General features: G+C 69.1%; 17 protein-coding genes and 1 pseudogene. 8 read left to right on the top strand and 10 right to left on the bottom strand.

Features of this window, described 5'->3' with window-relative positions; genetic code table 11:
• Nucleotides 1-18: 18 nt before the first annotated feature.
• On the bottom strand, nt 19-897 hold the full coding sequence (gene pdxK / locus CAL29_RS12185) for a pyridoxine/pyridoxal/pyridoxamine kinase (protein ID WP_094853291.1): 879 nt from the start codon (nt 895-897) through the stop codon (nt 19-21).
• Nucleotides 897-1,712 (bottom strand): YggS family pyridoxal phosphate-dependent enzyme, encoded by an 816-nt coding sequence (locus tag CAL29_RS12180; protein WP_256977401.1) that lies wholly within the window; start codon nt 1,710-1,712, stop codon nt 897-899. The genes pdxK and CAL29_RS12180 overlap by 1 nt, the downstream gene beginning before the upstream one ends.
• 205 nt (nt 1,713-1,917) lie before the next feature.
• Here CAL29_RS12180 and CAL29_RS12175 point away from each other — a divergent pair, with 205 nt between their 5' ends.
• Complete coding sequence (locus CAL29_RS12175; RefSeq protein ID WP_094854036.1) at nt 1,918-3,396, top strand: hypothetical protein; 1,479 nt, start codon at nt 1,918-1,920, stop codon at nt 3,394-3,396.
• On the opposite strand, the pseudogene CAL29_RS12170 reads toward CAL29_RS12175, so the two are convergent.
• Nucleotides 3,359-4,798, bottom strand: a pseudogene (locus CAL29_RS12170) (MFS transporter); the annotation flags it as partial. The gene CAL29_RS12175 and the pseudogene CAL29_RS12170 sit on opposite strands and share 38 nt — an antisense overlap.
• A 98-nt stretch (nt 4,799-4,896) precedes the next feature.
• Here CAL29_RS12170 and CAL29_RS12165 point away from each other — a divergent pair.
• Nucleotides 4,897-5,772, top strand: a complete 876-nt coding sequence (locus tag CAL29_RS12165; protein WP_094853289.1) for a LysR family transcriptional regulator — start codon at nt 4,897-4,899, stop codon at nt 5,770-5,772.
• Between the two features lie 86 nt (nt 5,773-5,858).
• On the top strand, nt 5,859-6,620 hold the full coding sequence (gene tam, locus CAL29_RS12160) for a trans-aconitate 2-methyltransferase (protein ID WP_094853288.1): 762 nt from the start codon (nt 5,859-5,861) through the stop codon (nt 6,618-6,620).
• On the opposite strand, the gene CAL29_RS12155 is transcribed toward tam, so the two are convergent.
• The 6 genes from CAL29_RS12155 to CAL29_RS12130 form a co-directional block, all read right to left on the bottom strand.
• The gene (locus CAL29_RS12155) at nt 6,601-7,899 is read right to left on the bottom strand and encodes an acyl-CoA thioesterase/bile acid-CoA:amino acid N-acyltransferase family protein (protein ID WP_094853287.1); all 1,299 of its coding nucleotides are present in this window, start codon (nt 7,897-7,899) and stop codon (nt 6,601-6,603) included. The two genes, tam and CAL29_RS12155, sit on opposite strands and share 20 nt — an antisense overlap.
• 16 nt (nt 7,900-7,915) lie before the next feature.
• The gene (locus CAL29_RS12150) at nt 7,916-8,902 is read right to left on the bottom strand and encodes a Bug family tripartite tricarboxylate transporter substrate binding protein (protein ID WP_094853286.1); all 987 of its coding nucleotides are present in this window, start codon (nt 8,900-8,902) and stop codon (nt 7,916-7,918) included.
• A 97-nt stretch (nt 8,903-8,999) separates the two neighbouring features.
• Nucleotides 9,000-9,911 (bottom strand): dihydrodipicolinate synthase family protein, encoded by a 912-nt coding sequence (locus CAL29_RS12145; RefSeq protein ID WP_094853285.1) that lies wholly within the window; start codon nt 9,909-9,911, stop codon nt 9,000-9,002.
• Nucleotides 9,912-10,036: 125 nt separating this feature from the next.
• Nucleotides 10,037-12,778, bottom strand: a complete 2,742-nt coding sequence (locus tag CAL29_RS12140; RefSeq protein ID WP_094853284.1) for an AAA domain-containing protein — start codon at nt 12,776-12,778, stop codon at nt 10,037-10,039.
• Nucleotides 12,779-12,883: 105 nt separating this feature from the next.
• Nucleotides 12,884-13,336, bottom strand: coding sequence for a DOPA 4,5-dioxygenase family protein (locus CAL29_RS12135; protein WP_256977400.1), 453 nt, complete (start codon nt 13,334-13,336; stop codon nt 12,884-12,886).
• Nucleotides 13,337-13,425: 89 nt separating this feature from the next.
• The gene (locus tag CAL29_RS12130; RefSeq protein ID WP_179283996.1) at nt 13,426-14,217 is read right to left on the bottom strand and encodes an IclR family transcriptional regulator; all 792 of its coding nucleotides are present in this window, start codon (nt 14,215-14,217) and stop codon (nt 13,426-13,428) included.
• Nucleotides 14,218-14,458: 241 nt separating this feature from the next.
• On the opposite strand from CAL29_RS12130, the gene CAL29_RS12125 reads away from it, so the two are divergent.
• The 5 genes from CAL29_RS12125 (at nt 14,459) to CAL29_RS12105 (ending at nt 19,488) form a co-directional block, all read left to right on the top strand.
• Nucleotides 14,459-15,229: an SDR family NAD(P)-dependent oxidoreductase gene (locus tag CAL29_RS12125; protein WP_094853282.1), complete on the top strand. Its 771-nt coding sequence runs from the start codon at nt 14,459-14,461 to the stop codon at nt 15,227-15,229.
• Nucleotides 15,230-15,234: 5 nt separating this feature from the next.
• Complete coding sequence (locus tag CAL29_RS12120) at nt 15,235-16,635, top strand: MmgE/PrpD family protein (RefSeq protein ID WP_094853281.1); 1,401 nt, start codon at nt 15,235-15,237, stop codon at nt 16,633-16,635.
• Nucleotides 16,636-16,686: 51 nt separating this feature from the next.
• Nucleotides 16,687-17,661 (top strand): Bug family tripartite tricarboxylate transporter substrate binding protein, encoded by a 975-nt coding sequence (locus CAL29_RS12115; protein WP_094853280.1) that lies wholly within the window; start codon nt 16,687-16,689, stop codon nt 17,659-17,661.
• A 29-nt stretch (nt 17,662-17,690) separates the two neighbouring features.
• Complete coding sequence (locus tag CAL29_RS12110; protein WP_143277659.1) at nt 17,691-18,371, top strand: DUF4286 family protein; 681 nt, start codon at nt 17,691-17,693, stop codon at nt 18,369-18,371.
• A 121-nt stretch (nt 18,372-18,492) separates the two neighbouring features.
• Nucleotides 18,493-19,488 (top strand): Bug family tripartite tricarboxylate transporter substrate binding protein, encoded by a 996-nt coding sequence (locus CAL29_RS12105; protein WP_094853278.1) that lies wholly within the window; start codon nt 18,493-18,495, stop codon nt 19,486-19,488.
• Nucleotides 19,489-19,508: 20 nt separating this feature from the next.
• Here the strand turns inward: CAL29_RS12105 and CAL29_RS12100 are convergent, their stop codons facing one another.
• A complete protein-coding gene (locus tag CAL29_RS12100; protein WP_094853277.1) occupies nt 19,509-20,255 on the bottom strand; it encodes a glucose 1-dehydrogenase in 747 nt (248 codons plus the stop codon).
• Between the last annotated feature and the right edge of the window lie 75 nt (nt 20,256-20,330).

The following is a 20,330-nucleotide window of genomic DNA, read 5'->3' as shown; positions in this document are numbered from 1 at the left end:
GTAAATCCCTAAATCCGTTCACGCTGCCGCCGCGGCGCCGGCTGCGCGCGGCAGCAGCAGTTCGGCGCTGCGCGCCTCGAACGTCAGCCGCAATGCCGACACCACCTGCCCGCACGCGGCGCCGACCGCCTCGAACACGGTCGCGCCGGTCGCCAGGCGCCCCGCCACCACCGCGCTGAACAGGTCGCCCGTTCCCTTGGGCGTGGCGTCGACGCGGGGATGGTCGAAGATTTCGTGCCGGTCGCGCGTCACCACGACGACGCGCATCGCGCCGGCCGCCCAGGTATCGGGCGCGGCGCTGGTCACCGTCACCCACTGCGTGCGGCCGACCAGCAAGGTCCGGGCGGCGGCGACGACGCCTTCGATGTCCCGCGCCGGCAGGCCCGTCAGGCGCTCCAGCTCGAAGCCGTTGGGCGTCATCCCGTCCGCCAGCGACAACAGGTGCCGCCGATAGGCGTCGACCATGTCGGGGCTGACGTACTCCCCGCTGTCATAGTCCCCGATCACCGGATCGATCACCACGCGCACGTCCGGCCTGGCCTCGACGACCTTGGCGATCCAGGCGCCCAGCGCCCGCGCCTGGCCGGCGCTGCCCAGGTATCCCGCCAGGATGGCCTTGAGATGGCCCAGCGCGTCGCGCGCGAAGAGATCGCGCAGATAGCCTTCGAACCATTCCAGGGGAATCGGCCCGCCGTGGATGGTCGGATAGTGGGGCGTGTTGCTGAACGCCACGGTCGGCACCGCGGCCGCGGTCAGCCCCAGCGCGTCGAGCGCCGGCAGCGCCACGTTGTTGCCCACGCGGCCGTAGACGACCTGCGACTGCACCGACACCACGTCGATGGGCAAGGGCAACAGCGGCGTCGACGCCGCGCCCACGGTGGGATCGAAGGTATGCATCAGCGCGCCTCCCCTGCTCCACCCGCCGGCCAGTAATAGGCATCGGGCGTGGCGCGCGCGCCGAAAATCGCCTGGCCGACGCGCACCACCGTGGCGCCTTCCTCGATGGCGATTTCATAGTCGCCGGACATGCCCATCGACAGCTCGTCCAGCGAGATGCCGTCCGGCGCCTCCTGGCGCAGCCGGTCGCGCAGCTCGCGCAGGCGCACGAAGCATTGCCGCACCCGCGCGGCGTCGGCCGACAGCATCGCCAGCGTCATGAAGCCGCGCACCCGCAGCGCGGAGAACGCCGGCAAGGCGCGCAGGAAGGCGGCCACCTCGCCGGGCGGCAAGCCGTACTTGCTGTCTTCCATCGAGGTGTTGACCTGCACGAACACGTCCAGCGAGCGGCCTTCGGCCTGCAGGCGCCGCTCCAGCGCCTCCGCCAGGCGCAGGCTGTCCAGCGCCTGGAATTCGGCGGCGAAGCGCGCCACCAGCTTGGCCTTGTTGGTTTGCAGGTGGCCAATCACCGACCAGCGCAGATCGGCCAGGTCCCCCATGGCCTCCCATTTGCCGTAGGCCTCCTGCGGCTTGTTCTCGCCGAACTGGCGGCAGCCGGCCGCATAGGCCAGCCGCAGGATCGCTTCGGGCTTGGTCTTGCTGACGGGAAGCAGGCGCACGCCCGCGGCATCCCGGCCCACGCGCTCGCACGCCGCGACGATGCGCGCCTGCACCGCCGCGAGATTGCGGCGGAAGTCCTCCACCGATTCGGCCTGCGGCCAGTGGCCATGCAGGTCGTGCGAAGTGGAGGTGTCCAATGGAGTGCCGGAGTTCACGGGTCGCGCCTCGATGCTTGAATGCCGGTGGCGCGCGGAAAGCGCCGGCGCCACGGGCATAAATGTATCACCCGCGATGTGCCCCCCATGCGCGGGCCTGCCGGGCCGGGTCGCGGCCGGCTTTGTATACTCCGGCGACACCATGCCGCGCGCCGGCGCCTGCCGGCCATCCGCTGACCTGGTGCATCGCAAACGCGACGTGTCCATGCCCCAAGACGACCGCACGCCCCGCTCCGACGCCCTCGACGACATGCTGCAAGCGGTCGTCCGGCGCTACCGCATCCCGGCGGATCCGTCGGCGTCGCCAGCTTCGACGACTCTGGCGACCCCTAAGCTCCCAACGACCCCGGCGGCAACGACGGCCCCAGTCATCGCCGCCGCGCCGCGCGAGGACAATCCCGCCGACGTGCTGGCGCGGGTCATCGAACAGGCGCGCGTGGCCACGGCGCGGGAGCGTGAACCGTACACGAGCGTCAAGGACGCATTCATCGACGCGCTCGCGCGGCTGGTGCAGGACGCGATGCGTCCGGCCGGCGGCGACTTCGCCTTCCAGGCCATGGTGCTGCGGCACCGCGCGCCGCGGGTGCGCGAATACGCTTCCCTCTCCGCCCATGCCGAGCGGGACCGGCGCCAGGTCCGCTCGGCCGTGAACGCCGTCGCCCATCCCGGCAAGCAACGCGGCCTGCCGCCGGGCGTGCTGCGCGAGACCCTGGCGCAGTTGCAGGCCCACGCCGCGGCCGCGGCCTGGCCCGCCCTGGCCGACGCCGCGCGGCGCGCCCTGCTCATCCCGGAGATCGCCGCCGACCCGCCCCTGGCGAGCGGCCTGCTGAAACTATCGGACGACGCCGCCCTGGAAAGACTGCAACGCCTGGCCGGCCTGGCGGAGGACGCCGGGGTCCGCCAGTACGAAGCCCTGTGGGACAGGCGCGGCCCGCGCTCCGGCAGCGCGCAGGCCGCCGCGCTGGGCCGCACCACGCAGCAGCGCGGCGCCGCCGTCGAAGCCCTGGCGGCCGAAGCGCTGCAAGCCTGGGCGCGGCGGCTGGGCGAGGCGGCGGGCGATCCCGCGGCCTACCGCGTCGTCACCTCCATGCGCGTGCCGGCGGCGATCGCGGGCAAGGCCGAACGCGCCAAGACGGAATGGGACGTGGTCCTGCTGCGGCGCGCCGCCATCCCGCGCGAGGCCCACGATGCCAAGGAAACCTGGGACGTCTGCCTGGTGGCCGAGGTCAAGTCGTCGGTGGACGCGGCCACCACCGACTATCCGCGCCTGTCGCGCGGCCTGCGGCTGCTCAAGGAGGCCGACGCCGGCGCTTGCTACGCCTTCGCCTGCAACCAGGGCACGGTGGCATTGCGCGGCGCCTCCCTGCAAGCGCTGCCCGCGGAAGGCGACGGCCTGGCCGGCGCGGTGCTCTATTGCTGCGACGCCCCGGCCGACGAAGCGCCGCGCCTGCTCAATGCCGCCAGCCGGATGCAGCTCCTGTCGGCGCCGGAAAGCCTGGCCTACGCGGCGCGGCTGGCGGAAAACGCGCCGGCCGATCGGTCGACGCTGGAACCGGTCTGGCGCAAGCTGCTGTCGTCGCCGCAATGGCGCCCCGTCCTGCAACAGTACGCCACGCTGCATCAGGTGCGCGAGCTGATGGTCCACGTCGCGGACCTGGCGTCGTGCGCCGGGACGGGACACTAGCCCGACCCCTCGCCGCATGCACGCCCCGCCGCATGCGCCGCCCCGTCTCCTCCTTCACGCCCAGCCACCACATGACGCCGGCCGCCAGGAGCAGCACGGCCGCGAGGCCGGCGGACCAGCGCATCCCCGCCATGAAGGCCGCCGGCGCGGTATCGCGCACCAGGTAGCCGAAGACCGCCACGCCCAGCAGGCCGCCCACCTGCCGCGCCGTGTTGAGCACGCCGGACGCAATGCCCGCGCGCGAAGCCGCCACCGACGACAGCGTGATGTTGGTCATGGTCGGCACCGTCAACGCGGTGCCCGTGGCGGCCAGCAGCATGGGCAGCGCCAGCCAGCCGTAGGCGCCCTCGATGCGGACCGGCAGCAGAAGCAGATAGCCGGAGGCAGCGACGAACAAGCCCAGCGCCATCAACCATCGCGCGCCGATCCGCGCGATCAGCCGGCTCGCCGCCAGGTTGGCCGCCAGCAGCACCACCGTCATCGGCAGGAAGGCCAACCCCGTGCGCGCCGGCGACAGCCCCTGCTCGACCTGGAAGAACAGGCTGAAGACGAAGATCAGCCCGTAGTAGGCGAAGTTGACGACGACGCCGGACAGGGACGCCATCGTGAAGGCCGCCGTCCGGAACAGCGCCAGGGGCAGCATCGGCGACCGGCTGCGCGCTTCGATGTGGAGGAATCCCGCGGCGGCCGCCACGAACAGCAGCAAGCCGCCCGTCACCCACGGACTCGACCATCCGAGCCGGCCGACCTCCATCAGCGCCACGGTCAGCGCGGTCAGCGCCAGGATCGCCGTGGCCTGCCCCGGCCAGTCCAGACCACGCGCATGCCCCGGCGGGTCGGCGGCGACGTATTTGAGGGTCAGCCAGCCGCCCAGCACGCCGATGGGCAGGTTGACGGCGAAGATGCCGCGCCAGCCCCAATGGGCGACCAGCAGCCCGCCCACCACGGGCCCGGCCGCCAGCGCCAGGCTGGCGATGCCGCCCCACCAGCCCAGGGCGCGGCTGCGCCGCAGCTTGTCGGGAAAGGCGCGCTGCAACAGGGACAGCGAGTTGGGCACCAGCAGCGAGGCGCCTATGCCTTGCACGATGCGCGACGCCACCAGCATGGCGAGACCGGTGGAGAGACCGCAAGCCGCCGAGGCCAGGGTGAACAGCCAGAAACCGCACAGAAAGATCCGCCGCGCGCCGAAGCGGTCGCCCAGCGCGCCGCTGGTCAACAGCAGCGCGGCGAAGGCCAGCGTATAGGCGTTGACCACCCATTGCAGGCCGGCGACGTCGGTGGCGAACTCCTGCCGCAAGGCATCCAGCGCCACATTGACGACGCTCACGTCCAGCAGCACGACGACGAAGCCGAGCGCGGTCGCGGCCAGGGTGCCGCGCGGTGAAGAAACGGGAGAAGACATGATCGAAGCCTGGTAATCCGGAAGCGGACGATGCTACGCATGGCCCCTATCCGCGTAAATTCCCTAAAATCGCACGTCAACCTGGAGAAAACGCACAGATGTTCGATTGGGAAAACTTGCGGCATTTCCTCGCGGTGGGCCGGGCCGGCACCTTGTCCGGCGCGGCGCGCGCCCTGGGCGTGGACCACGCCACGGTCAGCCGCCGGCTGGCCGCGCTGGAAAACGAAGTGCAGGCGCCGCTGGTCGAGCGCCTGCCGCGGGCCTGCCGGCTGACGTCCACCGGCATGCAGGTCTTCGAACAGGCCAAGGCCATGGAGACGGCGGCGTTCGCCATTGAAAGGCATGCGCGCGCCGGCCAGACCGCCCTGAAGGGCCGGGTCTCGCTGAGCGCGCCGCCCGCGCTCGCCACGCATTTCCTGGCCGCGCGCATGGCGGATTTCCAGGCGGCCTATCCGGGCATCCAGCTTGCCGTATCGTCCGAGGCCAGGCAGGTGTCGCTGGCCAGCGGCGAAGCCGACGTGGCGATACGGATGGTCCGGCCCAAGGGAGCCAGCAACGTCGCCCGGCGCATCGGCCGCCTGCCCTTCGCGCTGTACGCCAGCCGCCGCTATCCCGACCTGCGCGATCCGTCGCGCTGGGCCTTCATCGGCTATGAGCCGCAGCGTGGCCGCCTGCCCCTGGCGCAATGGATAAACGCCTCCGCCGGCCAACGCGCCATCCGTTGCCAGTTCAGCAGCACCAGCGACCATCTGATGGCCGCCCTATCAGGCTGCGGCGTGGCCGCCCTGCCCTGTTTCCTGGGGGACGCCGACCGGACGCTGGTCCGGCTGGAAAGCCCGGCCGGGCCCTTCTGCCCGGAGCTGTGGCTCGTCACCCATCGGGACCTGAAGCGCGCGAAGATCGTGCGGGCCGTCATCGACTACTGGAGCGAAACCTTCCTGAACGATCCGCAACTGGGGTTGCCGGCGCGATAGACCGCGCCGCATGCGAGCATTTGTAAGCCCCGATAGCGTAATCTTCTCCGGTCCACTTTCCGCAGATCGACAAAAGGGAGACCGCCATGACCTGGTCCGCGCAGCAGTATTCGCGCTTCGAAGCCGAACGCACCCGTCCCGTCCGCGACCTGGTCGCGGCGATTCCCAACGAGGACGTGAAGACCGCCGTCGACCTGGGCTGCGGCCCGGGCAACTCGACCGAAGTCCTCGCGCAGCGTTATCCGCAAGCCCGCGTCACGGGCCTGGACAGCGACCAGGACATGATCGCCGCGGCGCGCAAGCGGTCGCCGCAAACCACGTTCGAGCTGGCCGACATCGCGCAGTGGACGCCCGGCGCCGGCTGCGACGTGATCCTGGCCAACGCCTCGCTGCAATGGCTGCCGGACCACCAGACGCTGTATCCGCGCCTGGTCGGCTGCCTGGCGCCGAACGGCACCCTGGCCATCCAGACGCCGGACAACCTGCAGGAGCCCGCCCATGTGCTGGCCCAGGAAGTCGCGGCCGATCCCCGCTGGGGCGGCAAGATCGCGCAAGTGCGCCAGCACAATCGCCACGCCCCGCAGTGGTACTACGGCCTGCTGCAACCCCTGTGCCAGCACATCGACGTATGGCGCACGACGTATTTCCATCCGCTGGAAAACGCCCAGGCCGTCGTCGAATGGTTCAAGGGATCGGCGCTGCGCCCCTTCCTGGCCAAGCTGGACGACGAGGAAAAAACCGTGTTCCTGCAGATGTACAAGGCGCGCATCGAGCAGGCCTACCCCGCCCTGCCCAGCGGCACGGTGTTGCTGCCCTTCCCGCGGCTGTTCATCCTGGCGACGCGCTGAGGGCCGCCCGCCCGAGGAAATCCAGCACCGCCCGGTAGGATTGCGCGTTGCCCGCGGCATTGGCGGACGCGGTTCCTCCCGCGTCCAGCAGCAGCCCCGACATGGCGTGGGGCTTGTTGATGAGCGTGCCCGGCAGCCAGGGATAGTGCACGTGATGGCCGGCGCCGGCGCAGACATGATGCTCGACCGGCAGGCCGGCCGCCCGGCGCGCCCGCGCCACGATCTCCGAATAGGCGGTGCTGGGCCAGAAACCGTCGTCGGACGCGCTCACCAGCAGCATCGGGCCGGGAAATCGCTCGACGGGGATACGCGCCCGCGCGAAGGCCGCGCTGTCGCGCGTGGCGCTGAGGAAAGCCAGCGTCTGCCGGTAAGGCGGCGGCGTGGCGTACGCGGCCTCCCAGTCGGCCGTGGCATTGTCCTGCCACAAGTGGGGCAAGGGCTTGCCGCCCAGGGTCCAGGCCTGCGCGTCGCGGCCGGTGCCCGGCGCGCCGGCGCTCACCACCCCATGCGTGACGGGCGACGGCACGTAGGCCACCACCGCGCTGACCAGCGCCGGATAATGCGCCGCCAGGAGCAGCGACATCTCCCCGCCCCGGCTGATGCCGGACACCGCCACGAAACCGTTTTTCGGCTTGAGCGTGCGCCGCGCCCACAGCAAGGCCTGCTCGAAGTATTCGAGCGGCATGTCATTGAGATACTTGGGGCGTCCCGGGTAATTGAACACGCCCAGCGCCAGGCACTGGTAGCCGCGCGCCGCGAACAGCGCCGCGCGCGGCGCGTTCACGCCCCCGGACGAGCCGTTCATGTAGATCACCAGGGGATGCGGCCCCGGACCGGGCGGCGTGTACAGCTCGCCCGACAGGGACATGCCTTCCACTTCGGCGCGCACCGGTTCGTGCGTCACCCCCGCCGCGAGAAATTCCTGGACCAGGACGGCGTCGGCCGACACGTCGCCGCCGGCGGCATGGATCTCGATGGTCAGCGCGTCCGCGCGGTCCGGCGGAAACACCACCCGTTCCATCTCCTGGCAACGCATGGACCAGACGATGCCCATGGCGGACGGTTCCGAGTAGTCGCCCGACACCGGGCTGTCGCGGCCCAGGTCCAGGCATCCGTCATGGCCCGCCAGGAAGACCGCTTCCGACGCCCACAGGGCGCCGCACATGCGCATGCGCACCGTGACGGTGACGAAGGCGTAGGGCGCGAAGCCCTCCAGCCGGATGTCGCGCTCGACGTCGATGAGGGCGCGTTCCGGCGTGACGATGATGCGAGAGGTCATGAGCCCGTCCGCCCCTTCAACTGTTCAGCTCGGTCTTGGGCACCTTGTTGTCGCGGATGACCTTGGCCCACAGCGCGTTCTCCTCGGCGAGGATCTTGTCCATCTGGGCCGAGGAGGCGAATTCGATCGCCACGCCCTGGTCGGCGAACTGCTTGATGAAGCCCGGGTCCTCGGTGCCCTTCTTCACGGCGGCTTCAAGCACCTTGACCACGTCGGCCGGCATGCCGGCGGGGCCCGAAATCATCATGCGGGTGTAAAGCTCCATGTTCGAGACGCCGGCCTCGGCCATGGTTGGCACGTCGGGCAGGCTGGACAGGCGCTTGTCCGCCGTCACCGCCAGGGCCTTGAGCTTGCCGGACTTGATGTGGCCCAGCGCCGAGGTCGGGAAGTCGAAGGTGCTCATGACCGTGCCGCCCATCATGTCGATCAGCGCCGGGCCGCTGCCCTTGTAGGGCACACCCTGGAACTCGGTGCCGGTCTGCGACTGGAAATGCAGCATCGCCAGGTGGTTGATGACGCCGATCCCCGCATGCGCGCAGGTGATGTCGCCCGGCTTCTTCCTGGCCAGCGCGACGAACTCGGCCACGCTGTTCACGCCCAGGGCGGGATTGACGATGAGCACCATGGGCGACTTTCCCATGGAGCCCAGTTGCTTGAAGTCGGACTGCTTGTACGGCAGGTTGGTGTACAGCAGCGGGTTGAGGATCATGCCGTTGGTGCCGGCGAACCCCAGGGTATAGCCGTCCGGCCTGGCGCGCGCCACGGCCACGGTGGCGATGATGGCCTGGCCGCCGGGACGGTTCTCGACCACCACGTTGCCGTTCATGGCCGGCCCCATGCGCTCGGCCAGCGCCCGCGCGGCGATATCGGTCAGGCCGCCCGGCGCGAAGCCGACCAGCAGCCTGATGGGATGGTCGGGAAACTTGTCCGCGGCCCGGGCCGTACGGATCGCGCAGGGCAAGGCGGCCAGCGCCCCCAGCAGGTGACGGCGAGTCAAAGACATCCAGCACTCCATGAGCGGCAGGGAAAGCCGTATGGTCGTGCAAGCGAACCCGGGAAACCATCTAGGAGTTTCCCTTGGCCGCCCGGGCCGGTGCGGCTCAGTCGCGCCAGCCGGCCAGCAGCTTGTCCAGGGCCTGCGCCGATGCCTCCGCCAGGGGCCATGCCGCCGGCGGGCGCGGCGCGCCGCAGTCCTGGCCCAGCCATTGCAGGGCCGCCTTCACCACGCTGACGTTGCAGCCATTCTGTTCCTCCGCCCGCAAGGACTCGAAGGCGCGCATCTGCTCGATCAGCGCGCGGGCGCGCGGATAATCGGCCGCCTCCAGCGCCTGGTGTATCGCCACCGAGTGGGAAGGCTTGACGTTGATGAGACCCGAGGTGAAGCCGCGCGCGCCCATGGCGTACAGCGGCGGCGCCCAGATCTCGGCCAGGCCGCACACCCAGGCCAGGTCCAGGTCCGCGCAGCGCCGCATGGCCTCGCCCATCAGCAGCGGCGTGGGCGAGGCCCACTTGATGCCGACCACGCCGGGCAGGCGGCACAAGGCCTCGATGGCCGCCAGGCCGATGCCCTCATTGCGCAGATACAGCACGATGGGCAGGCCGCCGCTGGCGTCGCTGACCCGCTTGACGTACTCGACCACGCCGCGCGGCGCGACGAAGGGATCCGGCAGTTGATGCACCATCAGGCCGCTGACGCCGGCGCGCGCCGACTCGCGCGCCAGGCGGCAAGCCTGGCCGACGTCGCGCCCCACGCCGCCCAGCACCGGCGCCCGGCCGCCCACCTGCTCGGTGGCCGCATGCGCCATGGCCACCGCTTCCTCCGGCGACAGGCCGTAGAACTCGCTGGTATTGCCGTTCACGACCAGGCAGTGCACGCCGGCGTCCACGGCGCGATCGACGATGGGAACGAGTCTTTGCGGCGCGATCTGGTCCTGCCCGTCGAAGGGCGTGACCAGGATGCCGGAAATGCCGTTCAGCGCGGCGCGCAACTGGGAAGAAGTGAAGGCTGCCATGAAAAATGTCTCCAGGATATATAGGTAGCGGCAGGTAGCGGCTTTCCCGAAGATAGCATTCGGACGGGCAAAAGCAAGATGCGGGCGAGCCGGCACAAGGCAGACCTTGCCGCCCGTCCCAGGATTCAGGAACCGCGCGCGGCGGCGGCGGCGGCGTCGTCATGGCCCCAACGCGCCAGGAAGGCCGAGACCTTCTCCTCGACATAGGCCTCGGCCGTCGACAGGCGCAGCAAGCCGATGCCGCTTTTTTCCAGGATGCTGTCCTTCAGCGCATCGCGTTCGGCCTGGGCCGCCGTCGCGTGGGACCGGCCGTCCACCTCGATCACCCCCGCCGGCGTCTTCCCCACGCGGAAATAAAGCACGAAGTCGCAGGTGGCGCCCTGTCCCATGAATTCCCGTTCCCGCGCCGTCAACGCCTCGTTGGCCGATGAAGCGATCTGGCTCAGCCTGACCTGGGTATGGAAAGTCATCGTCCGGTAGGCGTCCCCGGACAAGGCATCCCGCAATATCCTCGCCACGATCTGCTCGGACTTGTAGCGCGAGTCGCCGGGCCGCAGCCTGGCATTGAGCCGTTCCAGGGAGCGGTCGTATTCCTTGTAGAGCAGGTCGAAGGCCGAGACCACGGGCGCCCGCCGGACCTGCTTTTCGTCGGCGTAGTATTCGATGTGGCGCACCAAGGCCGCGATATGTCCATTGTTCTGCGCGAAGACCTCGTCGCCCGTGACCAGCGTGAATTTGTGCTTGGCCCGCGACACCGCCACGTTCACCAGGTGCGGATCGTCGACGAAACGCAGGCTGCGCGGCGTGGCGCGCGCTTTGTCCAGCACGGTGGAAAACACGATCTCGTCGCATTCCATGCCCTGGAACTTGTGCGTGGTCTTCTTCTCGAAGTCCCGCGGCAGGTGCGCCCGCGAAAGATCGACCTGGGCGTTGTAGGGTGCGATGAAGCCGCGGCTGCGTTCCCCCTCCTGCTCGACGAGGCTGTCGTCCTTGAGCGTTTCCAGGAAGGATTCCAATTCCCGCCGGTTAGTGTTGCCCCGCGCGTGATTTCCCTTCGCGGTGACGAGCAGGCTCAATGGCTGCTCCCCGGCATCCCGCGTCATCACGACCAGCGCGTTGTCATAGAACTGCTGGTTGCAGAACTGGATGATGCGGGGATGGCAGCGGTAATGTTCTTTCAGCAGGGTCGCCGGCAGCGCGCTCTTGAAGACATGCGCGCACGAGTCGAGCAGGCTGTACCGGTCGCAATCGTAGAATTCGGCGGGCGCCGCCACGCCCAGATTCGCCGGAATATGGGGTAACTGCTTCCTGTCGCCCACGATCACGGCATTCCTGGCGCAGGCCAGCGCCAGCACGCCCGGCACGATGTCCTGCAACGAGGCCTCGTCGATGATGACGTAGTCCAGCAGCGCGCCGTTGCCGATGGAATTGACGATGGAATGCGTGCTGCTGCCGATGATGGGATAGCGCCGCGCGAAGGCGTCGAAATTCCTGCGGTATCCATTCTCGTCGAACGTTTCCGTGTCCGATACGCGGCCATGGAGATACTGCTTCAGATACGCCATCGATCCCGCCGTCAGCGCCTCCAGCAAGGCCTGGAAGTTGCCGCGCTCCAGCGTCTGCCGGCACGCGGCCAGTTCGGCCTTCTTGTCCCGCAGCGCCTTCTCGTAGAAATGCAGTTGCAGGGCATGCACCATGGACTTGCGGCTTTCGCCGTCGGCAAACGGTTGCGTGCGCAGGATCCTGAAATTGAGCAGCAGCGCCACCCTGTCCTTCAGGCGGATGCGTTTCCCGGCAAGATGGTCCAGATACGCCATCAGGTCCGTGACCTGGGTCGGGGAGAGCCTGTACCGCTCCAGCGCGACGGGCGCGGCCGGCATATTGTCGCGTTGCCACTGCCGCAGGTATTGCCACTCTATGGTCAATTCATCGACTTCGGCCTGCAGCCGCGCCGCTTCGTTCTGGGCATGAAGCAGTTGCTTGAGCTGCGCCGCCGTGGCGTCGAGATGCGGCAACCCGGGCGCGGGCGCCGGCGTCTCCGAGGGCACGGCGGGCAGGTCCGCGAAGAACTTCCTCTTGTTTTCCGCGTTTCCGAGCCTGGCGGCGAGATAGCCCAACCCCGCCTTGTCCAGCTTCTGGTATACGTTTTCGACCGCCGAGTTGTTGTTGGAAACGATGGCGACCGTCTTTCCACGCAGCACGATATTGGCGACGATATTCAGGATCGTCTGCGTTTTCCCTGTGCCCGGGGGACCTTCGATCAGGCTGATTTGCGACGCGAAAGCCCTTTCCACCGCCTGTAGCTGGCTCTCGTTGACGCCGAACGGGAAGACCAGCGCGCCGTCTCGTTCCCGCCGCGCGCATTCCGCCATGCAATAGGCGTGCAAGGCGGTTTCCGGATGGTGCGTCACCTTCGCCATCTGGCTCAGCACGGCCTCGGCGCCGAGCCTGCCCTGCTCGCCCGATTCCCCGCGCTGGACCGCCTGTTCGAGCCGGGCGCGCGCCACCGAGACGAAATAGCCAAACAGATTACCGGCCGGGACCGCCGATTCCCGCGTAAAGACGAGGTCCGCGGCGTTCTTTACGTATTGCCTGGGATTGCCGCGGTACTGAACGACGGCATATTTCCCGTCGTAGATCACCGCGCTGTCGGCGGCGCTGTAGACGGCGCGTCCCTTCTCCGCGAACAGCACGTTCCGCAATTCCTCGGCGGGCGCGACGCTGCATTCGCTCAACGGGCGCGTAAAGGATTTTCCCGACCGGAATTCGCAGGTCAGCATCAACGCGTCCCGCTTCGCATCCCACCATATCCGCCAGTCGCTGGTTTGATGCGTCTTGTCCTGCCCATTCATGAAAATGGAAACCATACAGCCCTCATGCGGCACGCGCCCGGCGCGGAAACTTCAAGCGGCCGCCATTCTAATGCCGCATGGCCCGGCGCGCGGCAGTCTCGCGAAGGTCCCGCGGAAGACTCAAGGCGCGATCGCGGGCTGCGTGTTGGGCTCGATGGCCGGTTCCGGCCCCTCGGTATCGGGAAGACGCTGCGGATTCAAAACGGCCAGCATCTCTCCCATCCAGAGCGCATGGTCGACGTGATCGGCCCTGGGGTGCCCCGTGTTGGGATGAACGAGCACGGACAGGCCGCGGCGATTGAGCATGAGCCAGGGCACGAAACGCGCGAATTCGCCGACCGCGAAGGCCACCTGGTACATCGGCCGCGCATGCGGGCCGACCAGCGTGTCGTGCCAGCGGCCGAGCAGGACGGAAAAACGTTGCGAGATTTCCTCCCGCAGTGTTTCGGCGGCCTGGCGCTGCGCCGGCCCGTCGAAATAGATATGCGCGTGATAGCTCCGTATCGTGTCGAGCGCGCGCACCGCGCGATCCTGCTCCGAGGCCGCGGGCATCCCCGCCGAGGTCTTGTCCATGGAATCTCCCTGCTTCCGATACCCAGAAAATAGCGCAAACGAGGCCGTGAAGACCAGCGGACGCCGTTGCAGGCCGACAAGAAGCCGCGCTACGCCTTGCGATAACCCAACTGCGCCGACAACGCTCCCGCCGCCTCGCGCAGCGCGCCGATGATCCCTTCCGCGTCCGACTGCTCCCAGCGGAAGGTCGGGATCAGAAAGCCCAGGCTGCCCAGCACCTGTCCCTCGGCATCGAAGAACGGCGCCCCCACGCCGACGGTATTCGGCGTGCGGTGCGAGTACGTCACCGCATGGCCGTCGCGGCGGATGCGCGCCAGCGCCGCGTTGATTTCCGTGGCGTCGGGCGTCAGGCCCTGGACCGGCGAGGGGCCGCTCGCATCGATGGCGGCCTGGATTTCCTCCGCGCTCAGGTGCGCGAGGATGACCCGCGCCGTGGCGCCCCAGACCAGCGGCTCCAGCACGTTCAAGCCGATGTTGTAGCGCATGGGATCGTCGGGCGAGCCGCTGGCGGCGTGGAACATCTTCAGGTGCCGGCGCTCCAGCAGCGTCAACAGCGAGGTCTCGTGAAAGCGCTCCGACAAGGCCCGCAGATAGGGCTCGGCCAGCCGGCGATAAGGCATGTGCCCGCCCAGCTTGGCCGCCATGCGATAGATCTCCAGCCCCGGGCCGAAACCGCCGGCCTCATGGCCCGCGTAATCGTTGTCGCGCAGCGTGGCCAGCAGGCGATGCACGCTGCTGCGCGGCAGGTTCAGGCGCTGCGCCAGGGCCTGCGCCGATTCGCCGGGATAGTCCACCAGGCATTGCAGCAGCAGCAGGATGCGCTTCACCGTGCTGGTTTCCTTGCCTTCCGTGCCCGCCGCCTCGCCCGCCGTCTGTTTCATCGCGCTCCGATCCTGCCAGTTTTCGATTCGCCCGAGATTGTAAAAGCCGCGCCGCGACGGGCCGTGTCGTTGACAAAACCGCGCCGTTCGCCTGAGAATTATCATCAATCGGACATGTGTCTCATTCAGTGAGACATTACAAGAATAGCAGCGACCGCCCCGTCAGGCAACGCTCCCGGCGTCACCGGCCCTTCCCCGGCCGGCGCCGACTTCCCCAGGTAGAGAGACAGGTAGAGACGACATGGAACTGAATTTCGAAGGACGCACCGCCCTGGTCACGGGCGCCAGCCAAGGCATAGGCCGCACCACCGCCCGCATGCTGGCGCTCTCCGGCGCCACCGTGGTCGCCGTCGCGCGCCGCGTCGAGCTGGTGGAACAGAGCGCGGCGGAAATCGCCGGGCAGGTCGCCAGCCAAGGCAAGGGGGGCAGGATCATCGCCCTGCAGGCGGACTTCTACGACGAGGACGCGCCCGAGCGCGTGGCGGCCGAAGCCCAGCGCCTGCTGGGCCGCGTCGACATCCTGATGAACGCCGCCGGCGCCAGCCGCCCGGTGCCTTTCGACGCCACCCGCGAGCAATGGCACGAAGGCATGCTGCTGAATTTCTTCCGCATCCGCGAATTGACCCACGCCGTCGTTCCCGGCATGCGCCGGCACGGCTGGGGCCGCATCGTCACCTTCACGGGCACGTCCGAGCCGCGCATGCTGAACGCGGCCTTCACCGCCAAGGCCGCCGTCCACGTCTGGTCCAAGGGACTGTCGCGCGAGATCGCGCCGGACGGCGTCACCATCAACTGCCTGCAACCGGGCCGCATCCGCAGCGAACAGATTTCCAAGCGCTATCCCACGCCCGAAAGCGAGCGCGAATACGCGCAGGCGGAAATTCCCGTGGGCCGTTTCGGCGAACCCGAGGAAATCGCCGCCGTCGCCCTGTTCCTGGCTTCGGCGCAAGCCAGCTACGTCACGGGCACCGTCATCCCCGTGGACGGCGGCTCCAGCCGCTTCGCGTTCTGACCGCCATGGCCGCGCCGTCCACCCCCGCCGCGCCGACCGTATTGCGGCAACTGGCCGAGTTCGTGCATCGGGTCAGCTACGAACAACTGCCGCCCGAGGTCGTCGCCTACGCCAAGCGCCTGATCCTGGACACGCTGGGCTGCGCCTTCGGCGCCATGGACAGCGACGTGGCCGACGCACTGCGCCGCTATGCCGGCGACAGCGGCGGCGCGCCGCAGGCCACGCTGATCGGCAGCGGCGCCAAGACCTCGGCGGCGCTGGCCACGCTGGTCAACGGCGGGCTGCTGCGCTACCTGGACTGCAACGACTACTACTTCGGCCGCGACCCGGCGCACCCCAGCGGTAACCTGGCGGCGGCGCTGGCCATGGCCGAACGCGAGCGCCGCGGCGGCAAGGCGCTGATCGCGGCGCTGGTGGCCGCCTATGAAGTGCACCTGCGGCTGGCCGACCATGCCGGCGAGCCCTCGCTGTGGAAGCGCGGCTGGCATCACGGCACCAATGCGCAGTTCTCCAGCGCCGCGCTGGCCGCGCGGCTGGCCGGCCTGGACCCGCTGCGCACCGCCCATGCCATGGCCATCGCCGGCAGCCATCAGAACACCCTGGCGCAGTTGCAGAGCGGCGCGATCTCCATGATCAAGGCGACCGCCGAAGCCTGGGTCGCCAAGGCCGGCGTCGAGGCCGCGCTGCTGGCCGGCCATGGCATGACGGGGCCGCTGGCGCTGATGGAAGGCCAGAACGGCTGGGCCGACACGGTGGCCGGCCAAGTCGACGTCGCCGCCCTGACCGCCCCGCTGGACGGCCGCTATCGCCTGCTGGAAACCAGCATCAAGCCCTATCCCGTGGTCGCCACGGCGTCGGCGCCGGTGCGCGCCGCCATCGACCTGCACCGGCAAGGCCTGCCGGCCGCGGACGCCATCGCGCGCATCGAGGTGCGCCTGCCCAGCTTCGCGCTGCGCACGCCCTCGGCCCATCCCGACCGCCGCCATCCCGCCGGCATCGAAAGTGCGCAGCACAGCTTCTATTTCTGCGCCGCCGTGGCGCTGCGCGACGGCGCCTGCGGCGAGGCCCAGTTCCGCGCCGAGGCGCTGGACGATCCCGGCCTGCAGGCGCTGCTGGCCAAGGTGGACCTTCAGGAAGACGCGGAACTGGACGCGCTGTGGCCGCAAGCCGCGGGCGGCGGCATCGTGCTGCACCTGAACGACGGCACCACCCGGCAACGCATGTGCCCCTACCCCCCGGGACACCCCCGGCTGCCCCTGAGCGACGAAGAACTCGCCGCGAAGTTCGTGGGCCACGCCGAGCCCGTGCTGGGATGCAAGCGGGCGCACGCGCTGCGCGATGCGGTGATGCGGCTGGACGAGTACACGGACCTGCGCGAATTCACGCCGCTGCTGGCGCGCGGTTGAATGCCCGCCGGCACACGAATACGGCGCCATCGCCCTCCCCTGGAAACCGATATGAACGTCACCGTCCTCAAACGCGCCGCGTCGCTGGCGGCCATGCTGCTCTTTCCGCTGGCCGCCGCCGCGCAGTCCTATCCCGACAAGCCGATTCACCTGATCGTGCCCTTCCCGCCCGGCGGCGTGGCCGACATCATCGCCCGCCCCATCGCGGAAAAACTGGCGGTCTCGCTGGGCCAGCCGGTCATCGTCGAAAACCGCGGCGGCGCCACCGGCACCATCGGCGCCGCCTTCGTCGCGCATTCGACGCCGGACGGATACACCCTGCTGCTGGGCACCACCAACGAAATCGCGATGAGTCCCACGCTGTACGGCACCTTGCCGTACGACCCGACCAAGGACTTCGCGCCGGTGTCCATCGTCGCCCGCTTTCCCAACGTGCTCGTCGTGGGCGCCAGCCTGAAGGCGGCCAAGGTGGCGGACCTGACGGCGCAGGCCAAGGCCAGGCCCGGCAGCCTGACCTTCGCCTCCTCGGGCCAGGGCAGCACCAATCACCTGACGGCCGAGCTGTACCAGACCGAGGCCGGCGTGCGGGTCACGCATATTCCCTACAAGGGCGGCGGCCCGGCGCTGGTCGATCTCACGGGCGGCCATGTGGACGCCATGTTCGCCACCCTGCCCTCGGCCGTCACACTGATCAAGGCCGGCAAGCTGCATGCCCTGGCCGTCACCGGCGAGCAGCGTTCACCCGCCTTGCCGGACGTGCCCACGATGCGGGAATCCGGCCTGCCCGGCGTGGTGGTCACCACCTGGAACGGCGTCATCGCGCCCGCCGGCACGCCGCCTGCCGTCGTCGACAAACTGGCGCAGGCCTTGAAGCAGGCGGTGGCGGACCCGGACATCCAGCAGAAGTTCGCCGCCGTCGGCGCCGAAACCTCGTACACGCCGCCGCAGGCCTTCGCCGGCATCATCCGGGACGACTACGCGCGTTGGTCCGCGGTGATCAGGAAGGCCGGCATCAAGGTGGACTGACGCGCACCGCCACACGACAAGGAAAGACGATGGCAGCAATGATGGGAACCGGCGCGCTCGCGCTATGGATCGACGTCGATCCCGCCCTGGACCGGGAAACGGACGCCTGGTACATCGAGGAACACATGCCCGAGCGCATCGACATCGGCGGTTATCGACGCGCGCGCCGCTTCGAGGCGCTGGAGGGCGCGCCGCGCTACCTGACGGTGTTCGAGGCGGACACGCCCGATGCGCTGGCCAGCCCGGGCTATCTGGCCCTGGTCGGCAAGATCAGCGACCAGTCCAGGCGCATCCGCGCCGGCTTTTCCAACGTCGCGCGCAATACCTTCCAGGTGCGCGCCACCCATGGCCGCGGCCTGGGCGCAGTGATGGCCAGCCTGCGGCTGCGACGGGAGACGCCGGACGCGGCCGCCGCGCATGCCTGGCTGGAAGAACGCCTGCGCGCCGCCATGAAACGGCATGCCATCGTGGGCGCCCATAGCCTGGAAGCCGAACCCGGCGTGCGCGCCCGCATGGACGCCGTGCGCGTCACCGGCCAGGCGGACGCCCAGGTTGAACATGCGGTTTTCATCGAGGCGTCACGGGCCGACGACCTGCGCGCCTTGCGCGCGGACCTGTTCGCGCCGGAGGCGCTGGCGGACGGCGGCTGGAAGGAAGACGCCTATGGTGTCTACGCGTTGTTGTATGAAGTATCCGAACCGGGACGCTGAACCGCGGACCGGATGAAGCAGCGTCGAGCAGCACGAACACGACCGGCGCGATAGCGGCGGCGAGAAAAAACGACCAGGACGGCACAACGACCGTTCCTGGCGAAACCGACTGGAGACACGCATGAAACACGCCGCTACCCTGCCCGCCGCGAAAGCGCGCGCCGCCCGCTGCCTCGCCGCGCTGGGCCTGCTGCTCGGCATGCAGGCCGGCCACGCGGCCGGCTATCCCGACCATGCCATCACCTGGGTCGTGCCCTATCCGCCCGGCGGCTCCACCGACGTGATCGCGCGCAATCTGGCGCAGGCCATGGGACCGATCCTGGGCCAGTCCATCGTCGTGGAAAACAAGGCCGGCGCCGGCGGCCAGACGGCCATGACCTACGTGGCGCGCGCCGCGCCGGACGGCTACACCCTGCTGGTCAGCGATGCCAGCGTGGCGACCGCGCCCAGCCTCTATCCGAGCATGCCCTTCGATCCGGCCAAGGACCTCCAGGCCGTCGCGCTGTTCGTCACCGTCCCGCACCTGCTGGTGGTCAATCCCGCGCTGAAGGCGAACTCCCTGAAAGACCTGATCGCGCTGACCGAAAAGGAGCCGGGCAAGATCAACTTCAGCTCCGGCGGCGTGGGCTCGCCGCTACATCTGGCGGGCGAAGCGCTGCGCCTGGAGACGGGGCTGAAGTGGACGCACATTCCCTACAAGGGCGCGGGCCCCGCCCTGATGGCGGTGGTCAGCGGCGAAGCGCAGGTCGCCACGCCCTCGCTGCCGGCGGCGCTGCCGCAGGTGCAGGCCGGCAAGCTGCGCGCGCTGGCCGTCACCAGCCCGCGGCGCATCGCCCTGCTGCCCGACGTGCCGACAGCCGCCGAACTCGGCTATCCCAAGGCCACCGTGTTCGGCTGGGTCGGCCTGCATGCCCCGGCCGGCACGCCGGCCCCGGTCATCCAGGCCCTGAACGCGGCCGCCGCCAAGGCGCTGAAGGATCCCGGCCTGATGGAGCGCCTGAAGAGCCAGGGCGCCGAAAACGCCTATAGCGACAGCGCCGGCTACGGCAAGCTCGTCGCCGAGGAAGCCGCGCGCTGGAAACGCGTCGTGCAGGAGGCCGGCATCAAGCCGGAATAGTCCGGCATCGCCGCGGCAACTTAATGCAGCCCGCCCGTGGCGTGCAGATTATCGGCGGTCACCCAGCGCGCATCGTCCGAGGCCAGGAAAGCCGCGACGTCGGCGATGTCCTGGGGGTTGCCGCCGCGGCCCAGGGGCGTCTGGGCGACCATCTGGCTTTCCATCTCCGACCCGGTGATGCCGCTGCTGTGCGTCCCCTCGGTTTCGGTATAGCCGGGGCTCAGGGAATTCACGCGGATCTTGCGCGGCCCGAGTTCCTTGGCCAGCACGCCCGTGATCGCCTCGACGGCGCCCTTGGTGGCGCTGTAGACCGCCGTGCCGGGCGGCAACAGGGACGTGATGCCGGAGCTGATATTGATGATGCTGGCGCCTTCGCCCATATGCTTGACCGCCGCCTTGGTCGTCAACAAGAGGCCGAGCACATTGGTATTGAAGTGGCGATGGAACTCCGCCTCGCTGACTTCCTCGATCGGCTGGAATCCATAGACCCCCGAGTTGTTGACCAGGATATCCAGGCGGCCGAAGGCGTCGATGGCCGACTGCACCAGCCGGACGGTGTCCGCTTCCTTCGCGACATCGCCGCCGGCCGCGATCGCGCGGCCCCCGGCCTGCTCGATCTCGGCGACGACGGCCTCGGCGCCCGCCTTGCTGCTCGAATACCCCACGACCACCGCGGCCCCATGGGCGGCGAGCGTCTTGGCGATGGCGGCGCCGATACCCTTGGATGCGCCCGTGACCAGGGCGACTTTACCTTTCAGTTTGCTCATGTCTTGCTTCCTGTAAGCATCGCAGTACGCGATGGATTTTTAAATGTGATAATTAAAATCACAATAAAGGCCAAA

Source organism: Bordetella genomosp. 10 (assembly GCF_002261225.1).
Classification (GTDB): Bacteria; Pseudomonadota; Gammaproteobacteria; order Burkholderiales; family Burkholderiaceae_B; genus Bordetella_C.
This window is presented reverse-complemented; position numbering and strand designations above follow the sequence as displayed.